16 protein-coding genes are annotated in these 19,004 nt (G+C 45.2%); 15 read left to right on the forward strand and 1 reads right to left on the reverse strand.

Features of this window, described 5'->3' with window-relative positions:
* Nucleotides 1-2: 2 nt before the first annotated feature.
* The 4 genes from PUP29_RS01145 (at nucleotide 3) to PUP29_RS01160 (ending at nucleotide 4,071) form a co-directional block, all read left to right on the forward strand.
* Complete coding sequence (locus tag PUP29_RS01145) at nucleotides 3-395, forward strand: VOC family protein (protein WP_079547641.1); 393 nt, start codon at nucleotides 3-5, stop codon at nucleotides 393-395.
* Between the two features lie 254 nt (nucleotides 396-649).
* Nucleotides 650-1,984: a hypothetical protein gene (locus PUP29_RS01150; RefSeq protein WP_353423595.1), complete on the forward strand. Its 1,335-nt coding sequence runs from the start codon at nucleotides 650-652 to the stop codon at nucleotides 1,982-1,984.
* 38 nt (nucleotides 1,985-2,022) lie between these two features.
* Entirely contained in the window at nucleotides 2,023-2,883 is an 861-nt protein-coding gene (locus tag PUP29_RS01155) for a sugar phosphate isomerase/epimerase family protein (protein ID WP_079547640.1), read from the forward strand.
* 21 nt (nucleotides 2,884-2,904) lie between these two features.
* The gene (locus PUP29_RS01160; protein ID WP_079547639.1) at nucleotides 2,905-4,071 is read left to right on the forward strand and encodes a Gfo/Idh/MocA family protein; all 1,167 of its coding nucleotides are present in this window, start codon (nucleotides 2,905-2,907) and stop codon (nucleotides 4,069-4,071) included.
* 150 nt (nucleotides 4,072-4,221) lie between these two features.
* On the opposite strand, the gene PUP29_RS01165 is transcribed toward PUP29_RS01160, so the two are convergent.
* Nucleotides 4,222-5,760 (reverse strand): xylulokinase, encoded by a 1,539-nt coding sequence (locus PUP29_RS01165; RefSeq protein ID WP_079547638.1) that lies wholly within the window; start codon nucleotides 5,758-5,760, stop codon nucleotides 4,222-4,224.
* A 313-nt stretch (nucleotides 5,761-6,073) separates the two neighbouring features.
* Here PUP29_RS01165 and PUP29_RS01170 point away from each other — a divergent pair, with 313 nt between their 5' ends.
* From PUP29_RS01170 to PUP29_RS01220, 11 genes are all read left to right on the forward strand, one after another.
* Nucleotides 6,074-7,003 carry a 1-phosphofructokinase family hexose kinase gene (locus PUP29_RS01170; protein ID WP_353423596.1) on the forward strand — a complete coding sequence of 310 codons (930 nt, stop codon included), beginning with the start codon at nucleotides 6,074-6,076 and terminating at the stop codon, nucleotides 7,001-7,003.
* Between the two features lie 69 nt (nucleotides 7,004-7,072).
* The gene (locus tag PUP29_RS01175) at nucleotides 7,073-7,705 is read left to right on the forward strand and encodes a class II aldolase/adducin family protein (RefSeq protein WP_079547636.1); all 633 of its coding nucleotides are present in this window, start codon (nucleotides 7,073-7,075) and stop codon (nucleotides 7,703-7,705) included.
* A complete protein-coding gene (locus PUP29_RS01180; protein ID WP_353423597.1) occupies nucleotides 7,702-9,189 on the forward strand; it encodes a rhamnulokinase in 1,488 nt (495 codons plus the stop codon). The genes PUP29_RS01175 and PUP29_RS01180 overlap by 4 nt, the downstream gene beginning before the upstream one ends.
* A 115-nt stretch (nucleotides 9,190-9,304) precedes the next feature.
* Nucleotides 9,305-9,973 carry a response regulator transcription factor gene (locus PUP29_RS01185; protein WP_353423598.1) on the forward strand — a complete coding sequence of 223 codons (669 nt, stop codon included), beginning with the start codon at nucleotides 9,305-9,307 and terminating at the stop codon, nucleotides 9,971-9,973.
* Entirely contained in the window at nucleotides 9,963-11,411 is a 1,449-nt protein-coding gene (locus PUP29_RS01190) for a sensor histidine kinase (protein ID WP_353423600.1), read from the forward strand. Before PUP29_RS01185 ends, PUP29_RS01190 begins: the two co-directional genes overlap by 11 nt.
* A gap of 150 nt (nucleotides 11,412-11,561) precedes the next feature.
* Nucleotides 11,562-12,224 (forward strand): response regulator transcription factor, encoded by a 663-nt coding sequence (locus PUP29_RS01195; RefSeq protein ID WP_079547890.1) that lies wholly within the window; start codon nucleotides 11,562-11,564, stop codon nucleotides 12,222-12,224.
* Nucleotides 12,221-13,231 (forward strand): sensor histidine kinase, encoded by a 1,011-nt coding sequence (locus PUP29_RS01200; protein ID WP_079547632.1) that lies wholly within the window; start codon nucleotides 12,221-12,223, stop codon nucleotides 13,229-13,231. Before PUP29_RS01195 ends, PUP29_RS01200 begins: the two co-directional genes overlap by 4 nt.
* Before the next feature lie 169 nt (nucleotides 13,232-13,400).
* Nucleotides 13,401-14,168 (forward strand): ABC transporter ATP-binding protein, encoded by a 768-nt coding sequence (locus tag PUP29_RS01205; protein WP_079547889.1) that lies wholly within the window; start codon nucleotides 13,401-13,403, stop codon nucleotides 14,166-14,168.
* Nucleotides 14,158-16,170, forward strand: coding sequence for an FtsX-like permease family protein (locus PUP29_RS01210; protein ID WP_079547631.1), 2,013 nt, complete (start codon nucleotides 14,158-14,160; stop codon nucleotides 16,168-16,170). The genes PUP29_RS01205 and PUP29_RS01210 overlap by 11 nt, the downstream gene beginning before the upstream one ends.
* A gap of 290 nt (nucleotides 16,171-16,460) precedes the next feature.
* Nucleotides 16,461-17,228, forward strand: coding sequence for an ABC transporter ATP-binding protein (locus PUP29_RS01215; protein WP_079547630.1), 768 nt, complete (start codon nucleotides 16,461-16,463; stop codon nucleotides 17,226-17,228).
* 112 nt (nucleotides 17,229-17,340) lie between these two features.
* Nucleotides 17,341-18,027: a response regulator gene (locus PUP29_RS01220; RefSeq protein WP_079547629.1), complete on the forward strand. Its 687-nt coding sequence runs from the start codon at nucleotides 17,341-17,343 to the stop codon at nucleotides 18,025-18,027.
* The last annotated feature ends 977 nt before the right edge of the window (nucleotides 18,028-19,004 follow it).

Below are 19,004 nucleotides of genomic sequence, written 5' to 3' on the forward strand. Positions count from 1 at the left end.
GCATGAAAATACAAGGGGTAAACCATATCGGCATTAATGTAAGCGATATGGATAAGGCGCTCCACTTTTATCGTGATCTGCTGAAGCTTCCGGTGCTGCAGGAAAAAATTGAAAATGGCGAGAGTGACGTCTATTATTTGCAGTTGGGAGAGCACTCCCGGATAGAGCTTTTTGATTATCGCGGAAAAAGCCGGAAAAAAGAAATCACAGAGAGCGATCTTGGTTACCGGCATCTTGCGATCGGAGTCGATGATGTGGACGAATGGGCAGCTTATTTAAAAGATAACGGCGTGCCGATCTGCTATGGCCCGGAGAGCCTTGCGCACTTGAATGCGCGTGTTCTTTTGATCGAAGATCCAGACGGAACAGAGATCGAGATTTGTGCAAAATTGTAAGCAATAAAAAAGCCGCTGAAAACAGCGGCTTTTTTTTGTCAAATCCATTGATTTATTTGCGCTTTATGTTACAATAAAAATATATTTATATCAAATATTGTTTTTTGTTAGTTTTTTAGTATAAAAATATTATCGGTTTTTGTCGTTTTGTGTAGATTGCATTAGCACTTAGTGCTATAATAGGGAATGGGAAAATAATAGAATCATTTGAAATGAATTCTCGGAAAAGAGAAGATTGAGGAGGTTAACCTGTTATGATGAAAGCACGTCTGGTGCCGCTTTATTTTGATGCGGCCAACGAAAGAGAACGGGGAGAGTTTAAGGAACAGCTCGGTCGTTTGAAAGAAATGTATGGAGATGTTGCGGAATTTCTGGAGCCTGTCTGTGTAGGCGAGCAATTGCCGGATGCGGATGCGGTCGTATTTCCGCAGTTGATCGGCGCAGCTTTTAAAGAAAGCGAGAGCTTGAAAAAATATAATAAGCCGATGATTGTTCTGACCTCAAAGTTCGGTACAGTAGAGATGTGGGACTGGGAGATCGTATATTACCTTCGCCAGAAAGGTATGAATGTGTTCTCGCCCTATAATATTGAGCTTGCAAAAGTCGTAATTCGTGCAATCGCGGCTAAAGAACAGCTCAAACAGGGCGTAAAATTCCTGATGTTTCAGGATACGCCGGGCGAAGGCATGCAGGCTTATATTTTTAAGCGCTTCTATTGGTGGGAAGACGAAGCAACACAGACGATGGCCGACACGTTTGGTATGAAGCTGATCCATAAGAGCTGGAAAAAGCTAGCCGAGGATGCGAAAGCGATATCGGATGATGAGGCGCGCAAGATAAGCGCCGACTGGGATATCAATAAAGCGGAAGACCTTACGGAAAAGGCCTTTCTTTCCGCAGTAAAGCTGTATATCGCGGCGAAAGCGGAGTGTGAAAAGGAAGGCAACGTAGTAGGTATTGGCTGTAACTGTCTGAATGAAAGCTTCTATTCTGACAGCACGCCGTGTCTGGCATGGAACATGCTGTTTGAACGCGACGGGATCATTTTTGCCTGCGAGGGAGATACGCTGACGCTCCTGTCCAATTATATGATTTATCAGTCGCTGAAAGCGCCGTTCATGATGAGCAATGTATATCCGTTCCTTGTGGGCATGGCCGCGCTTGCGCATGAAAAAATAGATAAATTCCCGGATATTGAAGACCCGGATAATCATGCTTTGGTCGTTCATTGCGGATATTTCGGCCTCGTCGCGCGGCAGTTCTGTTCACGGTGGATCCTCCGGCCAAAGGCTCTTGAGATCGTAGACGACAATGCGGTCGTTGTCGATTGCGAGCTGCCGAAAGGACCGGCAACGCTGGCTAAGGTTGCAGCAGATATGAAGCATATCGTTATCATTGAAGCTGAGATCGAAGACTATGTACAGTATCCGGGCAGTGATTGCCGCAACGGTGCGCTTATTCGTTATAAAGACGGGCATAAGGTGATGGAGAGTCTGAGTTCACACCATGCCATTGTAATGTCGGGCAATTGGAAAGTGGAATTGCTCCAGATGGCAAAAGTATTTGGCTTGGAACCGACGGTTTTATAAAAAATAAACACAGAATATAGGAAAAGGAGGAATAAACTATGAAAATAGGTATTGATAGCTATTGCTATCATAGATTTTTGGGAGAAGTGTATGACGATCAGGAGGCTCCGAAAAAGAATATGACGATGGAAGACTTCCTGCGCCGGGCCAAAGAGCTTGACGTAGACGGAGTGTCGCTTGAGTCCTGTTTTTTCCCGAGCTTTGACGAGGCGTATTTGGCTGATTTGAAAGCACAGCTTGACGAATACGGATTCGACCGGGTATTTGCGTGGGGACATCCCGACGGTCTCGAACGCGGCGGAAATCCGCAGGCGTTTGAAGAAATGAAAAAGCTGATCCCGTGCACCAGAATGATCGGTGCAGATACGATGCGCGTTACAGGTTCAAGCCTTATGTTCCGTCATGAGGATCACGGTCCGCAGGTAAAAGCGCTTATTAAACAGTTTAAGGAAGCTGTTAAGATCGCGGAGGACAACGGGGTAAAGATGGCCGTTGAAAATCATATCGACTTTACGGCAGATGAAATTTATCAGATTCTGGAGGGGGTTGATTCTCCGAACTTTGGCGTGAATTTTGATACGGGCAACTTCCTGCGGCTGCTTGACGATCCGATTGCAGGTATGGAGAAGCTGGCTCCCTACGTATTTGCAACACATATCAAGGACCTCAAGATCGAGCCTACCGCAAACCCCACCGATTGGTTCTTCTTTGCCGGCGTTCCGGTAGGGATGGGGCTGATCGATAACCAAAAGTTGGCGGAGATTCTCCATAAAAATGGCTACAAGGGCTTCCTTGCCGTAGAAATAGACCATCCGCATAGCGATTGGGCTGGCTTTGAGGACGAAGCAGTCGGCATCAGCGTAAAGAACCTTCGCAAGATAGGCGATTCGCTCAAATAAGAAAAGGAGAATAAACTGTTTATGAAAAAGAAGTTGAATATTGCCTTGATGGGCAGCGGCTTTATGGGAAAAGCACATAGCTTTGCGTGGACGTTGGTAAACAAATTTTTTGATGTTCCGTATGAACCGGTGCTGAAAGTGAATTTTGGTACGGATGAAGACATCACAAGAGAATTTGCAGAAAAATGGGGATGGGAAGAAATCTCCATGAATTGGGAAGAAGTAATCAACCGTGATGACATCGACATCGTAGATATCGTTACGCCGACCTATATCCATAAGGATATGGCAGTGGCTGCAGCAAAAGCGGGAAAGCATATTTTCTGCGAAAAGCCATGCGCAGTCAATTATGCACAAACGAAAGAAATGGCGGAGGCTGCCGATAAGGCGGGGGTTGTGAACTATCTGAACCATAACTACCGCAGGGTTCCGGCCGTTGCTTTCGCAAAGCAAATGATCGAAGAAGGAAAACTGGGAACGATTTATCACTATCGGGGCGCATATCTGCAGGATTGGGTCATGGATCCGAACTTCCCGCTTACATGGCACTTTAAGAAAGACCTTTGCGGCGGCGGTCCTCTGTTTGACTTGAGTTCGCACTCTGTAGACCTTGCGCGCTATTTGATCGGTGAGATAGACGCAGTCACGGCAGTCAATAAGACGTTTATTGAGGAACGGCCATTGCCGGGAAAACGTGCTGCAACCTTTACGGCGGGCGGAGAAGTAAATAGTGAAAAGGGGAAAGTTGAAGTAGAGGACGCAAGCTTTATGATCGCGGAGTTCGAGAACGGCGCTCTGGGTTCGTTTGAATCGACAAGATTTGCATCCGGACGGAAAAACTATAATACATTTGAGATTTACGGAAGCAAGGGCGCGCTTACATTCAATTTTGAGCGCATGAACGAGCTTCAGTATTTGAATTTAGATGATCCGGCTGACGAGCAAGGCTTCAAAACGATCCTTGTAACAAATATGACGCATCCTTATGCGGCATGGTGGGCGGCAGGACATGTGATTGGTTATGAAAATACGTTTGTTCACGCCGTAGCAGATTTCCTGAAGGCAGTAGAAAAGAACGAGACGATCGAGCCGAACTTCCACGATGGAGAGAAGATCATCCGTACGCTCGAGGCGGCGGCTCTTTCCAGCGATGAGAAACGGCGCGTTGAGGTTTCCGAAATCAAATAAAAGATAGGTAGGAAACGTAAAAAAGACGCATAGGGGAAACGATGATCCTTACACTCCGTTATCCTTTTCCCATGCGTCTTTTTGTTGTGTTTTGAACACAGGCGCTCTTTTTCGGGAAATAAGAGCGCCTGCACAGTGCAAGAAAAATACTTATTCCGCAATATCAAGCGCGTATAGCCGGTCGCCGATTTTTGCGAGATAATCGGACGTTTCCTTATAGACGCCCAAAATCTTGTTATATTCGGCCTGCGCCTCCGGCTGTACACGGCTGATGCTTTCGATTTTGTGGATATGGTCGATAGGAGAAAAATCCTTCCACATCCCGCAGCCTACTGCTGCAATAGCTGCCGCACCAAGCGACCCGGCTTCCTGTCCGACGTTGGTCTTAACGACACTCATTCCATAAATATTCGCAAACATTTGCAGCCAGAGAGGGCTGTTTGCGCCGCCGCCTACAAAAAGTATTTCGTCCTGAAGCGTTGTCATTGTTTTCATATAGTCAAGCGCGATCCTCAAGGCAAGAGCAATACCCTCCATGGCTGAACGAATCAAATCAGCCTGCGTATGCTTCAGATCGAGACCAACATAGGCTCCGCGGATATTAGGCGTAAGATCGGCGCCAGTACCGCCGGCAAGACTTGGATTGAATAACAGCTTGTGCGCTCCAATAGGAGACTGTGCAGCAAGTTCGTTCATAACGACATAGGGATCCTTTGTGCCGGCGTTTTGCATAATATCCTTGCAAAGCTGGTTACGCACCCATTGGAAAGAGGAACCGGCCGAAAAAATCGAAGTTGCCGAAACAAATAGGCCGGGAATACAATGAGCGAACACAAAGGGGGACAGCTTTGTATCCAAGATAGGCTCGTGACTGGAAACGACATTCCATGCGGAAGAACCGAGAGATACATAAGCCCGTCCATCTGAGATGCAGCGGCCGCCAAGCGCCATACACGAGTTATCCACGCCGCCGCATGCGACCTTAACGTCCATAGGAAGTCCGATTTCTTCTGAAGCCTCTTTCGTTAAGGTGCCGATGATCTCGGTGGAAGGAACGATCTTCGGGAAGATATCGGAAGGAAGCCCCATTTCTTTCATATAGCGTTCGTCATAACAGCCTTTTTTCAAATCGTAAAACCCAATACCGGAGGCATAAGAATGATCGGTAAACATTTTTCCGGTCAAAAGATAATTGATATAATCTTTCGTTCCTAAAACAGTTGCGATCCTGCGAAACATTTCCGGCTCATTTTTTCGGTACCACATCAGCTTGAAAGCCGAATATAAGTGGCTCGGAAAACCGTTGCCCGTCATCATATACCAGTCATCTTTGCTGTGAGAAGCGAAAAATTCATCTGCCTCTTTCTGGGCGCGTGTATCCGACCAAATCGGCGCCGTCTCCCGAAGCAAATTACCGTCTTTGTCTACAGGAACTACACCGAGGCTATGCCCTGAAATCGCAAGGCCCTCAATTTCGTTTTTATCAGCCTTTGACGATTCGAGCAGGCGTTTCGTGCTGACACAAATGGATTTCCACCAGTCCGCGGGCCGTTGTTCGTGCCAACCGACATGAGGATAAAGGGTGTCGTAAGGTTCGAACGATGATGCGAGAGAAAGACCATCGGCAGTATAAAGAGACGCCTTAATGCCGCCTGTTCCGAAATCATACGCGATAATATACTGTTTCATGAGATAGCTCCATTCAAAATAATGTTGTTGCGATAAGTTTATTATAATCAATCAGGTTAGGGGTTTCAATAGAAAAATGAAAATATTTTTTCAAAAAAAGTTATTTTTTCAAATTTGAAACGGGCAAAAGCCAACACACTTTTTGCAGTTGTTTTTTAGGTATTCAAATTTCACATGAGACTGTTTCTAACATTATAAAGTGTTGACTTCAACCTCTTTTTGGTATATGATAGAACCGTAAACAAACAGAAAACAACTAAAAACAACATTTTCAAAAGAGGTAAAAATTTTCAAGTTTAAGAGGGAGAAGCGCATGATAAATACAGTTACTTTGAATCCGGCAATGGATGAGATCCTCTATATTGAATCCTTTCAGGAAAATTGTATGAATCGTATTCAAAAAAAAGAAAAATGTCTTGGCGGCAAGGGAACGCATCTTGCTTACAATTTCTCGCTTTTAGGCGTACCCAACCGTACGTTTGGTGTCTCTTTCGGTCTGCGGGGACAGGAAGTAATAGACGTTTTGAAAGAGTCGGGAGCAGATACGCACTACCTTTGGTATGAGACGCCCGAAACGCGTACCAATTATCTTATTGTGGATAAAGAAAGGAACTGTACTTTTCTTGGAGGGAAAGGGGAGGTGCTTACCCGCGAGATCACGGAAAAGCTTCTTGCCCTAATGGAGTCTCAGATGGAAGAGGGAGATACGCTCATCATCGCGGGAGATGCCTCGAATGTAGAAGACAAGGATGTCCAGAAAAAGCTGCTTGAAATTGCAAAGAAAATGGGACTCAAGCTCTATTTGGACAGCTCCGGCGCTTTTATGAAAGAGGGCATGAAATATCATCCGCAGCTTATCAAACCTAATCTCGAGGAACTGTCCGAGCTTGTAGGGAGAGAGCTAAAAAATGCAGACGACGTGGTAGGAGCACTTGACGAGATCCCGGATATCCCGGTCGTTATGGTATCGATGGGGGGAGACGGCTGGGTGTTCCGTTATGAAGGAAGGATCTACCGTGGCTATGGACTGAAAGTTCAGGTGGGCAACACAGCCGGATGCGGAGATGCGCTTTTGACAGGACTTATTTATGGTCTTGAGTGCAATCCCATGCCCGTAATGGATATGCTTGCCTATGCAACGGCGCTTTCTGCAACCTGCGCGGCAAGCAATCAAACGGTTGGTTTTGATATTGAAAAAGCTAAGGAATGGATGAAAGACGTTAAGATCGACGTGATTCGTTAGAGCCTGTTTTATCATGAGTAAGATCCGGCAATGCCGGAAATATAAAGTTTATACTGGGAGGCAAATAAAATGGCAGAATTATCTTATATGAAACAGAGAATGGAAATGCTTGAGATCATCGAGTTCTTGTATGACCGCAAGCTTACCAATGCAGCCGGAGGCAATCTTTCCGAGCGTGTCGAGGAGAACCGTGTGCTGATCACGCCGACGATGATGTCTGAGCATCACAGATGCCGTCTAAAGCCGGAGGATTTGATGATAATCGACTATGACTGCAATATTATCGAGGGCCCGGATAAGCTTTCACGTGAAAGCAGAATGCACACAATGCTTTTGAGAAATTTCCCTGAGTTCGGCGCGGTGATTCATGCCCATCCGCAGTATTCGATGTGCTTTGCTGCATTCAGCCAACCGATTCCGTCTGTAACGGAAGCGACGATGAAAATGGGAGACTGCGGCGTTATCCATCAGGCATGGGCATATTCGGAGGAATTAGCGATTCGCACCAACGAGTATTTTATGAACAATCGTGAGCGTGCGCAGAAGATGGGGCTTGAGGGCATCCTTCCGCAGCATGGTATCGTTGCCGCGGCTCCGACGCTCAATAAAGCGTTCAGTATCGTAGAACGTGTTGAGTATGACGCGATGGCAAATATTTTCAAGCCCTTTGTTTATGCAGCTCAGGAGAACTTACACAAATGAAAACAAACGGACTCGCACTGGCGGTCGATCTCGGCGCTTCGGGCGGCAAGCTTTTCGTTGGTGAATTAAAGGACGGGAAAGCGGAAATTTACCCGGTGCATAAATTCAAGAATAAAATCGTGCTTGCACAAGGAAAAGCCTATTGGGATTTCCTGCGTATCTTTGATGAAATCAAAATGGGCTATGCCCATGCGCAGCGGGAATTTGACGGACGGATCACTTCGCTCGCGATCGATTCGTGGTGTAATGACTACGCACTTCTTTCCGAGCATGGAACGATGATCGGTTCCCCGAGAAATTATCGTGATAGCCGCACATTTGGTTGGGTAGAGCGCTCTTTTGGGCTAATGCCGCAGTATGAGGTCTACAGGCGTACAGGCCAGCAGTTTCAGAGATTTGAGACAAGCTATCATCTGCTTGCGGAAAAAGAACAGGACCCTGATATCCTTGGAATTGCAAAAGAACTGATTTTCATACCGGATTATCTTGCGCATCTGCTCGGTGCGAAAAAGTATTCGGAGTATACGATTGCAAGCGTATCGAATCTATATAATCTCGTGCGAAACGAATGGGATAGGGAGATACTTGATGCATACGGTCTGCCGCAAAAGATTTTTATGCCCATCGTATACGCGGGAGAGAAAGTAGGAGAGATCGCGAAAGATGTGACGGATGAATTGCAGACTCCGTCTGCGGAGATTTATGCGGTTGGCTCACACGATACGGCTTCCGCCGTCGTAGCGGCGCCCGCGGCAGATGATGAAGAATTCCTCTTTATTTCAAGCGGCACATGGTCGCTTGTAGGAGCAGAGCTTCGCCATCCTATTATGACAGAGGAAAGCATGCGGCTTGGCTTCGGAAATGAAGGCGGAGTGATGCGCAGAAACCGTTTTATCTGCAATGTAATGGGGCTCTGGATCCTTCAGGAATGCGTTCGCATGTGGAATCTTCAGGGAAAAGCTTACGATTTCGCAGGACTTGCGGAGGAAGCAAGCAAAATCGTCGGCTGCGACATGGTATTTATCGATCCAGATGACGAGCGTTTGTTTGAACCCGCCAATATGCCTGAGGTCGTAGCGCAGATGATAAAAGAGAAAGGATATACGCCGCGCAGCGATATTGAAATCGTGCGGATCGTGACGCAAAGCCTTGCTTGCAAATACCGGTATGTTGTCGATAATATCGAATATCTGACAGGCAAGAAGTTTCCATGTCTGCATATTATTGGCGGAGGAAGTCAGAATGTTTTTTTAAACCAGCTGACAGCAAATTATCTGCATAAGCCGGTCAAAACAGGGCCCGCCGATGCGACGGGAATCGGAAATATTCTTACCCAGTGGATCGGACGCGGTATTCTCAAGGATTTGAAGGAAGCGAGAGAGATTTGTGCCGCCTCATGTGATATTCGAACGTATCAGCCAGTTGGTGATGAAGCGTTTGAAAGACATTATCAAAAGTTTCTGAAAGACATTAAAAAGGCATAGAAGATCGGTAAAACGGCTCCTAAAGAGCCGTTTTTTCGTATAAAAACAGATTGCTTTCACACAGCATTCACATTATCAGGGTAGAATATGGAAAAAATAGGAGGGTGGCAGTGCAATGTATAAAATATTGGTTGTTGATGATGAAGAGAATATCCGCTCCCTGATTCGCAAATATGCAGAATTTGAGGGCTATGAAGTAGATGAAGCGAAAGACGGTATGGAAGCGGTAGAAAAATGTCGTGCGCACGGTTATGATTTTATCATTATGGATATCATGATGCCGGAGCTTGACGGCTTTTCGGCATGCAGCAAGATTCGGGAAGAGAAGGATATCCCGGTCCTGATGCTTTCTGCGCGCGGAGAAGAATATGACCGGATACATGGGTTTGAGCTCGGCATCGACGATTATGTAGTAAAGCCGTTTTCGCCGAAGGAGCTTATGATGCGTGTAAATGCGATCCTGCAGCGTTCACGGAGAAATGGTACGGAAAATGAAAAAATGACATTTGGAGGGCTTGTGATCGATACTTCGGCAATGCTCGTTTATGTAGACGGCGAAAAGGCGGAGCTTTCGCCTAAGGGATACGAGCTGCTGTATTATATGGCCAAAAATAAGGGAATAGCTCTTACGCGTGAAACCCTGATCACTGAAGTGTGGGGCTATGATTTTTACGGCGATGACAGGACGCTTGATACGCATATCAAGCTGTTGAGAAGTGCTTTGAAAGGATATAGAGATTATATTGTAACGCTTAGGGGAGTGGGATACCGTTTTGAAGCCTAATACGATGACCGCAAAATGGAAAATATTCTTCTATATTCTGATATTTGCAGCGGCCATGATCGTCCTTCTGTGGCTGTTCCAGATTGTATTTTTAGATGAATTCTATAAGGCGATCAAAAAAAATGAGATTGAAAATACAGCTCAGACCATATCGCAGAATATCGATCATGAAGATATCCAATCATTGATCGACCGGATCGGAGAACGCTTCGACATACATGCAGAGATCGCAGAAATGGATGGAACAGTTCTCTATTCGACGGAGACATTACCGGAGATTTCTCAAAGTGAGCTTGTCGGTATCGCGCAGCAGACGCAGGAGAACGGCGGGAGCATGATGGAGATCCTGCGGAGGGAAAATTTGCCGGATCCGACCTATAACGAACAAGCTTTCGTCGGAAAGAATATACCGCCGCGCGAGATGGAATTATTTGAGACACTGATCTATTCGCAGATCGCGGAGGTGCAGGACGGTTCACAGGTACTAATCATCCTCGCTTCCCGTATTACGCCTGTAGACGCTACTGTCGATACGTTGCGTGTTCAGCTCATCTATATTACGGTCATTTTGATTGGATGCGCCCTGTTGCTGGCGTTCCTGATTTCTAAATGGGTATCGCGGCCTATTGCAAGAATCAATAAAAGCGCCAAAAAGCTTGCACAGGCAGAATATCAGGTTCACTTCGATGATGGCGGTTACAGGGAGATTGCAGAGCTTGCCGATACGCTCAATTATGCGTCGCGTGAGCTTTCTAAAGTAGAGAAGCTGCGCAGAGAGCTTTTGGCAAACATTTCTCACGACCTCCGTACGCCTCTTACTATGATCATAGGCTATTCAGAGGTCATGCGGGATATACCGGGAGAAAATTCTCCCGAAAACATCCAGATCATTATAGACGAAGCAAAACGGCTTACAACGCTTGTAAATGATGCAATGGATATTTCAAAGCTGCAGGCAGGAGCACAGGAACTGCATGCTCATCGGTTCGACCTTACAGATATGGTGCGGCATATCACAGAACGTTATGTAAAGATGACAGAACAAGGAGGATATCATTTAAGTTTTCTGTATGACCGGGAAATTTTCGTAGAGGCGGATGAGGTAAAGATCGGGCAGGTCTTGTGTAATCTGCTCAATAATGCCATTAATTATGCGGGAAAGAACAAGAAGATCGTTATACGGCAGACAGCCGAAGCCGGAATGGTTACGGTCGCGGTCGAAGATAACGGTATTGGGATCGAAAAGGAACAGCTTGAATATATTTGGGATAGATATTGTAAGGTGGATAAAACGCATCGGAGGGCATCTATTGGAACCGGGCTTGGGCTTTCGATCGTAAAAGGGATTTTGGAATTACACCATGCCGGATATGGTGCGGAAAGTGAAGTTGGAAAGGGGAGCATTTTTTGGTTCAGGCTTCCTGAAGCTAAGGGATAAACACTATTTGAAAAAAGACGGCCCTTGCCGTCTTTTTTTGTTGCCTGAAATCGGCAATACTTAATATTTTTTTAAGATAACGGCGGTACATTGAATAAAAAAAGGGATTATTCTATAATTTGGAAGAGAAAAAAGAAAAGGAAAACAAAAATGAAAATTTGCATTGTGGAGGACAACCGGAAAATACGGGAAGAACTGGCGTCTTTTTTGCAGAAATACGGTTATTCAGTGTGTACGGTAGAAGAGTTTGATGGAGATATCGTGACTGCGATTATGGAGCAGGACGCGAACCTGCTTTTGCTCGACATCAATTTGCCGGCAGTAGACGGCTATTCTATCTGCCGTGAAATAAGGAAGCGGTCGGCGCTCCCCATCATTATTGTGACGAGCCGCAATACGGAAATGGATGAACTGATGAGCATGAATCTGGGGGCGGACGATTTTATCACGAAGCCTTATAATACACAGATTCTCCTTGCGCGAATCAATTCTGTCCTGAAACGGGCCTATCATACGGTCGATAAACTGGAATGCGGCCGTTTTGTTTTAAACCTTTCGAAAAGTATCGTGGAATATGATGGGCAGGAAATCGAACTTACCAAGAATGAACTGCGTATTTTGAATACATTGGGACAGAATGCGGGCAGTATCGTTTCGCGCGGGAAACTGATGACAGATTTATGGAGCAGCGACATGTTCGTAGACGAAAACACACTCAATGTGAATGTGAATCGGCTGCGCCGAAAATTGGAAGACGCCGGGCTCGCGGACGTGATCGAAACAAAACGAGGACAAGGATACTTGCTGAAATGAAACTGAAAGACTATCTAAAAGATAAAAGCCTGTTTCTTTTGGCAGATATATTGCTCGTGGCGGCGTTAGCACTCTTGTTTTATCTGCTTTCCGTAGGAACTATGGTCATCATTTTTTTCAGCGCGATCGTTTTGGCGTGCCTTCTTCTACCACTTATTATCGACTACGGCAGGCGAAGAAAATTTTATCATAGTCTGTTATCTTTATTCGACGCATTAGAAGAGAAAAATTTGATTGCAGAAGTTATGGAGCAACCGAATTTTAAGGAGGGGATCATCCTCTACGATATTCTAAAAGGCTCGAATAAAGCCATGCTGGAGGAAATCAAGCAATACCGCAAAGCACAGGAAGAATATCGCGGATATATAGAGATGTGGGTCCATGAAATCAAAACGCCGATTGCCTCTTCACGCCTTATGCTTGAAAATCATGAGGACATTCCCGGAGCGAAAGGGCTTTGCGAGGATTTGGATACGCTCGAAAATCTCGTTGAACAGGTTTTGTTCTATGCGCGCAGCAATGCGGTGGAAAAGGATTATATGGTGCGCAGGACAAATCTGAAAGACATCGTTTATGGCGCGGTACGCCGGAATGCGAATATCCTGATCGAGCAGAAAATACAAGTAGAGACTTTCGGCCTTGACCGCGAAGTGAATACGGATGGAAAATGGTTCGAATTTATACTCAACCAGATAATCGGTAATGCTATCAAATATGGCCGCCGGGAAGAACCTAAGATACAAATTTCTCTTCGCACAAAGCCAAATGCTGTATTGCTCGATGTTGCGGACAATGGGATCGGCATACCGTCGGAGGAAATAGGGCGGGTATTTGAAAAGGGATTCACTGGGACAAATGGACGGAAACAGGGAAAATCGACTGGAATGGGTCTTTATCTATGCGCAAGGCTGTGCGAAAAACTGGGACACGGTCTTAAAATTTCTTCCGAAAAAGGGCAAGGAACAACGGTAACGATCGTGTTTCCGGAAAGCTCCATGTTCCAGTAAAAACAGCTTGGCTGTTTTTGCCTGCTTACAAAACTGTAAGGAAGGTGTAAGACAGGAAGATAGGTGTTTCTGATCGCTTCATTTATAATAAAATCGCAGGCCAGAGAGAATCTGCCTGCCGAAATCCTATAAACGGAGAATGAAAATGAGCATCTATTGGGAGGTAAAGATGGAAACACTGCTGAAAGTCAGGAATGTCGAAAAAATATATGGAGGGAAGGGCAACCTTACTAAGGCGCTTGATGATGTGAACTTTGATGTTGGAAAGGGGGAATTTCTCGGAATAATGGGGCCGTCCGGGAGCGGAAAGACAACACTCCTGAATTGCATCTCTACGATCGATACGGTAACAAGCGGCCATATCACGATACACGATACCGACGTCACGATGTTGAAAGCCGGAAGCCTTGCGGAATTCAGAAGAAAGCAGCTTGGATTTATATTTCAGGATTTCAACCTGCTGGATACACTGTCAGGCTATGAAAATATCGCGCTTGCATTGACGATTTGCGGAGTAAGCTATGGAAAGATCAAGGAGCGTATCAAAAATATCGCAAAGACGCTGGAAATAAGCGACGTATTATATAAATATCCATGTGAGATGTCAGGCGGACAAAAGCAGCGTGTTGCAGCGGCACGGGCAATCATCACAAATCCATCACTGATTCTCGCGGACGAGCCGACAGGGGCGCTTGATTCCAAATCATCGCGTATGCTGCTTGAGAATTTTGTGGATATGAATCAAAAGCTTGGCGCCACGCTTTTGATGGTAACGCATGATGCGTTCGCGGCAAGCTATTGCAGCCGGATACTGTTTTTGCGCGACGGGAAAATATTCACGGAGCTGTTGCGCGGCACAGACAGCCGAAAAGATTTTTTCAGCAAAATAATAGAAGTGGTGTCTCTTCTGGGAGGTGACGTAGCCGATGCTGTGTAAATTAGCATTCCGAAACGTTCGTAAAAGCATCGGCGATTACACAGTATATTTTATTACGCTGATGTTTGCCGTTATGTTTTTCTATGCATTCAATTCCTTGGATGCACAGCAGGCAGTTATGGACCTGAATGAAAATAAGGAGACAGCCGCGCAGATGATGCTTCAGAGCATCGAGGTATTCTCGGTCTTTGTCGCAGTCGCATTGGCGATCTTGATTTTGTATGCAAATAATTTTCTGATCAAGCGCAGGAACAAAGAGCTTGGCATCTATCTGATACTTGGTATGGGAAAGGGACGCGTAGCCGGTATTTTGATGCTCGAGACGCTGCTTGTAGGGATCATTGCACTTGCAGCAGGACTTCTGTTGGGCGTTTTGTTCTCACAGGGAATGTCGCTTGTTACAGCAAAAATGTTTGAAGCGGAGTTAAAGGAATATGTATTTATTTTTTCACCGCGTGCCGCTGTACAGTCTGTGATCTACTTCGGAGTGATGTTCCTGTGCGTTATGGTGTTCAATGCCGTCCGAGTATCGAAGCAAAAGGTGATCAAGCTCCTCCATTCGGAAACCGAAAATGAAAAAGTGCTCAGTAAAAAGACAGGCGTATCCGTAGCACTTACGGCTGCCGGAATTGTACTGATCATCATAGCCTACTATCTGATCATAAAAGGCATGTTGATCATGTATCTTCCATTTGTTATGCTGTTTGGTATCCCGGGGACATTCCTTCTGTTTGCCGGTCTCTCCGGTTTTGTATATAAAATAGCGGCGCATAACAAAACAAGGTATTTCAAAGGCTTGAATCTGTTTGTAACGCGGCAGCTTACCAGTAAAATCAATTCTACACATACGTCGATGGCGCTCATCTGCCTGATGCTGTTTGTAACGATCGTGACATTAGGAGCGAGCTCCGGCGTTTCAGCAGCGGTCAATCAGGAAACGAACCGGGATATCCGGTTCGACGCAGAATATTTTGTATATACGGCAGATGCGGAAAACGCGGGCGGTGGCGTGGCAGCACTGGAGGCGTATGGAATACCGGTGAACGAATTCTATCAAAGGACGGCAGAATATACCCAGTATGACAGCGATGTGGATATTATGGAGCAGTTTGCAGACCATCTGGACATTGCTCAACTAAAGGAAATAGAAGGTAATATGAAAGGACGTGCCTATACCGGAGCTGTGAGCGTATCGGAATTCAATACTTTTCTCGATATGGTTGGAGACGAACCAATAGAAATCGGAGCAAATGAAGTCGGCGTCGTGACTTACAATGAAGCGATGGCAAAAGCATTGGAGAATTTTGCACAGGATGGAAATAAGATCGTTTCGAACGGCAGGGAATACAGCCTTGAAGCAAGCGATATCCGTATTGAAAATACGCGGATCATGGGTTCATCGTCAGTGTCGCCGATCATTCTTGTATATCCGGACGGAGATGTTTCAGGCTTCGAAATCAGAGACGTAATGGTCGACGGCGTTTATGTGGATAACGTCCCCAAAGAAGAGACGGAAGATGCCGTATGGGCGAAACAGAATGAATTACGCAAGGCAGCTCCGGAACGTCCGTTCAGTTATTTCACGACAGCGCTCACTTCGCAGGATTCCGGAATTGGCCTGCGCGTCACGATCTCGTTCGTAGGCATCTATTTAGGGATTACTTTTCTGGTTACTGCTGCGGTCATACTTGCTTTGCAGCAGCTTTCAGCGGCAAACGACAACCGGAAACGCTATGCGACGCTTCGAAAACTCGGAACGGAAGAAAAGCTGATCAACCGGTCGCTCTTAAAGCAGATTGCCATCTATTTCCTGATACCGCTGGCGGTGGCCGCGATCCACGCAATATTCGGAATACAGGGACTGATGAGTATGATCAATATGGTGTGGTATGAAAATGTCTATCAGGATGTATTTCTGGGATTGGCGCTGATTGCCGTGATTTATGGAATATACTTTATAATGACCTATATCAGCAGCAAGAAGATCATAAAAGAAAAGTGATAAACATCCATAGGTGATATGATACTTGTAAAGAAGGCGGGAGTATTTGCTTCCGCCTTCTTTGTGGATATGTGACATTGTAAGAATATCGTAAGGATTTCAACTACTTACCGTTAAGAAGTACGGTTTATAATTTTTTAAGTCAAATAAAAAAAGGAGTGAGCGAAGTGAAAAAGGTATTTTATGCGGCGATGGTATGGATGAGTGCTTTCCTGTTGGTCAGCGCAGGGCTGAATGAGACCGAAGCACTGAAGGTCATTCCGGATTATAGAAGAGCATAGAGAACAGGCATGGAGAAGTTGCTGAACGTTTCGGAGGTCGAGAAAATCTATGGCGGCCGCGGCAGGATTACAAAAGCACTTGGAGGGATCAGCTTCAATATAGCGCAAGGGGAATTGGTTGGGATCATGGGCCCATCCGGCAGCGGAAAGACAACGCTGCTGAACTGCATTTCAGCGATAGATACAGTAACGACGGGGCATATTTACATAGATGGAGTAGATATAACCAATCTAAAGAGAAATCAGACTGCGCAGTTCCGCAGAGAGCGGATTGGCTTTGTGTTTCAGGAATTTGAATTGATCGATACCTTGACGGCTTATGAAAATATTGCGGTCGCGTTGGCTATAGGAGGCAGAAACTATCCGGAACTTCGGACGCTTGTGATGCAGGCGGCGGATATGGTAGGGATAGGCGATATTCTGCAAAAATATCCGCAAGAGCTTTCGGGCGGGCAAAAGCAGCGCGTAGCGGCGGCGCGTGCGCTTGCCGTCCAGCCCTCCATAGTACTTGCGGACGAGCCGACGGGGGCGCTTGATTCACATGCCGCCAAAATGATTCTGGAGAGCTTTTCCAGAATCAATAGAAGGCTTGGCGTAACGATTCTGATGGTAACGCACGACGCCTATGCGGCGAGTTGGTGCAGCCGTATTTTATTTCTGCGCGATGGCATGATATTTTCAGAACTGAATAAAGGAAAGAATGACCGGAAAACGTTCTTTGAGCATATCATGGAGGTCGTATCTGTTTTAGGCGGGGATTCGGTGTGCGCAGGCTGATATCTGCTTTTTTCGGCCAACAGAATAGCTGCCGCTTTTTTCATATAAAATATTACAAAATTATAATGAAATATGCTATAATAAAGCAATGTCTTTTAAAGGAGCACTCATTATGGCAAAAAATATTCTGATCGTGGACGATGAGCCGACATTAGTCAAAGGCCTGCGTTTTAATCTGGAGCAGCAGGAAGGATATGCGATCGACGTTGCTTACGATGGGGAGGAAGCGCTGCAGGTGTTTGACCCTGAAAAGCATGACCTGATTCTTCTCGACCTGATGCTGCCTAAAATGGACGGAATGGAAGTCTGCCAGAAGATTCGCAGCGTATCGGACGTACCGATCATTATGCTCACCGCAAAGGGAGAGGATATGGATAAGATCATGGGGCTGGAGTTTGGCGCGGATGATTATATGACGAAGCCGTTCAACATGCTGGAGCTGAAAGCGCGTATTAAAACGATCCTGCGCAGGGCGGGGGCTCAAAAGCCGGCGGCAGATACGCAGACGATTCAAGTGAAGGATATGAAAGTGAACTTGATCAACCGCAGTGTGGAGATCAATGGAGAGGATATCAATTTGACGGCCAAGGAGTTTGATCTTCTCAACCTCTTTATTACGAACCGTGGAAAGGTATTCGACCGGAATACGCTGCTCGAGCTTGTATGGAAGCATCAGGGAGATTTACGTACAGTCGATGTGCATATTCGCCGTCTCCGGGAGAAAATAGAACAGAATCCGGCAAAGCCGGAATATATCCTTACCAAATGGGGTATCGGCTATTTCTTCACAAATAAATGACCGAACTATTGCTATCACTCTTTTTCCAAAGGAGATATTAAAAAGCGAAAGCAGCAAGATGAAAATATCCATATCGTGGAAATGAGAAAAGAGCTGGCAGAATGCGGCTCTTTTTTGACAAGAAGCTAAATGGCGGAAAATTTTGGCTGCTGTTAAGTTATATTTTAAGGAAGGAACAAGTGTTTTAAATTTAATTTGGAACGGCTTGTGATGCAGCCTGAAACATGATATGCTGAAGTATAGAAAAACAGAGCGAATATGGCAGCCGCCATATTCGCTCTGTTGCGTTAATTCACATTATAGGAACTATCTAACTATTAAAATACAGTCTATTTTTGTATAAAATATATCATTTCGCAGTGATACTGTCAAGTAACGCCTCTTTTTTATGGTTAAGATTTGTTCTGCTAAGGAAAGAAAGTCTAAAAAACGACACTATATCTGAATAAAAACTATACTTTTTTGGTGATACTTATTTCCGTAATGTGAATTATCGCAAGTAAGTGCATCATTATAGGTATGGTGATTGGAAAGCGGGGAAACGATAGAAATAAAATTGCCATTTGCTGGTGTGGAGCATAAATAATATTTTTCACACATAAATATTTTTTCATTGAATATATCAAGTGTAATCTCTAAAAATTAAAAAATCAACTATGTGATTGCTTTTATAGATCACGGTATAGAAAAGACAGCCGACAGAGGAGGCGGCAGAAGCGGGAGAGGATCTATGAGGCTGAGCTAAGAAAAAATAATACTATCTTTAAAAAGATAAATTAGAGGAAATGATATATTTTAATGGAGGAATAAACATTTTTAATGTTAGCCGACTGATACGGCGTTTATCGTGGTATAACCGTTTTAATAGAGCTTCATTCGGCAAAAGCATATACAATTCTTTTCACACTTTTCCGTCAAATCCGGAATACCCCAAGGAAAAACAAGACGACCAAAACCAATGCAGTCATGAAAATTTA

Origin of the sequence: Christensenella massiliensis, assembly GCF_040409835.1 — a bacterium.
Classification (GTDB): Bacteria; Bacillota; Clostridia; order Christensenellales; family Christensenellaceae; genus Christensenella; species Christensenella massiliensis.

Excerpts from the sequence above, each read along its gene's own strand:
- PUP29_RS01145 (WP_079547641.1), top strand. The coding sequence starts at position 3 with ATGAAAATACAAGGGGTAAACCATATCGGCATTAATGTAAGCGATATG.
- PUP29_RS01150 (WP_353423595.1), top strand. The coding sequence starts at position 650 with ATGATGAAAGCACGTCTGGTGCCGCTTTATTTTGATGCGGCCAACGAA.
- PUP29_RS01155 (WP_079547640.1), top strand. The coding sequence starts at position 2,023 with ATGAAAATAGGTATTGATAGCTATTGCTATCATAGATTTTTGGGAGAA.
- PUP29_RS01160 (WP_079547639.1), top strand. The coding sequence starts at position 2,905 with ATGAAAAAGAAGTTGAATATTGCCTTGATGGGCAGCGGCTTTATGGGA.
- PUP29_RS01165 (WP_079547638.1), bottom strand. The coding sequence starts at position 5,760 with ATGAAACAGTATATTATCGCGTATGATTTCGGAACAGGCGGCATTAAG.
- PUP29_RS01170 (WP_353423596.1), top strand. The coding sequence starts at position 6,074 with ATGATAAATACAGTTACTTTGAATCCGGCAATGGATGAGATCCTCTAT.
- PUP29_RS01175 (WP_079547636.1), top strand. The coding sequence starts at position 7,073 with ATGGCAGAATTATCTTATATGAAACAGAGAATGGAAATGCTTGAGATC.
- PUP29_RS01180 (WP_353423597.1), top strand. The coding sequence starts at position 7,702 with ATGAAAACAAACGGACTCGCACTGGCGGTCGATCTCGGCGCTTCGGGC.
- PUP29_RS01185 (WP_353423598.1), top strand. The coding sequence starts at position 9,305 with ATGTATAAAATATTGGTTGTTGATGATGAAGAGAATATCCGCTCCCTG.
- PUP29_RS01195 (WP_079547890.1), top strand. The coding sequence starts at position 11,562 with ATGAAAATTTGCATTGTGGAGGACAACCGGAAAATACGGGAAGAACTG.
- PUP29_RS01200 (WP_079547632.1), top strand. The coding sequence starts at position 12,221 with ATGAAACTGAAAGACTATCTAAAAGATAAAAGCCTGTTTCTTTTGGCA.
- PUP29_RS01205 (WP_079547889.1), top strand. The coding sequence starts at position 13,401 with ATGGAAACACTGCTGAAAGTCAGGAATGTCGAAAAAATATATGGAGGG.
- PUP29_RS01210 (WP_079547631.1), top strand. The coding sequence starts at position 14,158 with ATGCTGTGTAAATTAGCATTCCGAAACGTTCGTAAAAGCATCGGCGAT.
- PUP29_RS01215 (WP_079547630.1), top strand. The coding sequence starts at position 16,461 with ATGGAGAAGTTGCTGAACGTTTCGGAGGTCGAGAAAATCTATGGCGGC.
- PUP29_RS01220 (WP_079547629.1), top strand. The coding sequence starts at position 17,341 with ATGGCAAAAAATATTCTGATCGTGGACGATGAGCCGACATTAGTCAAA.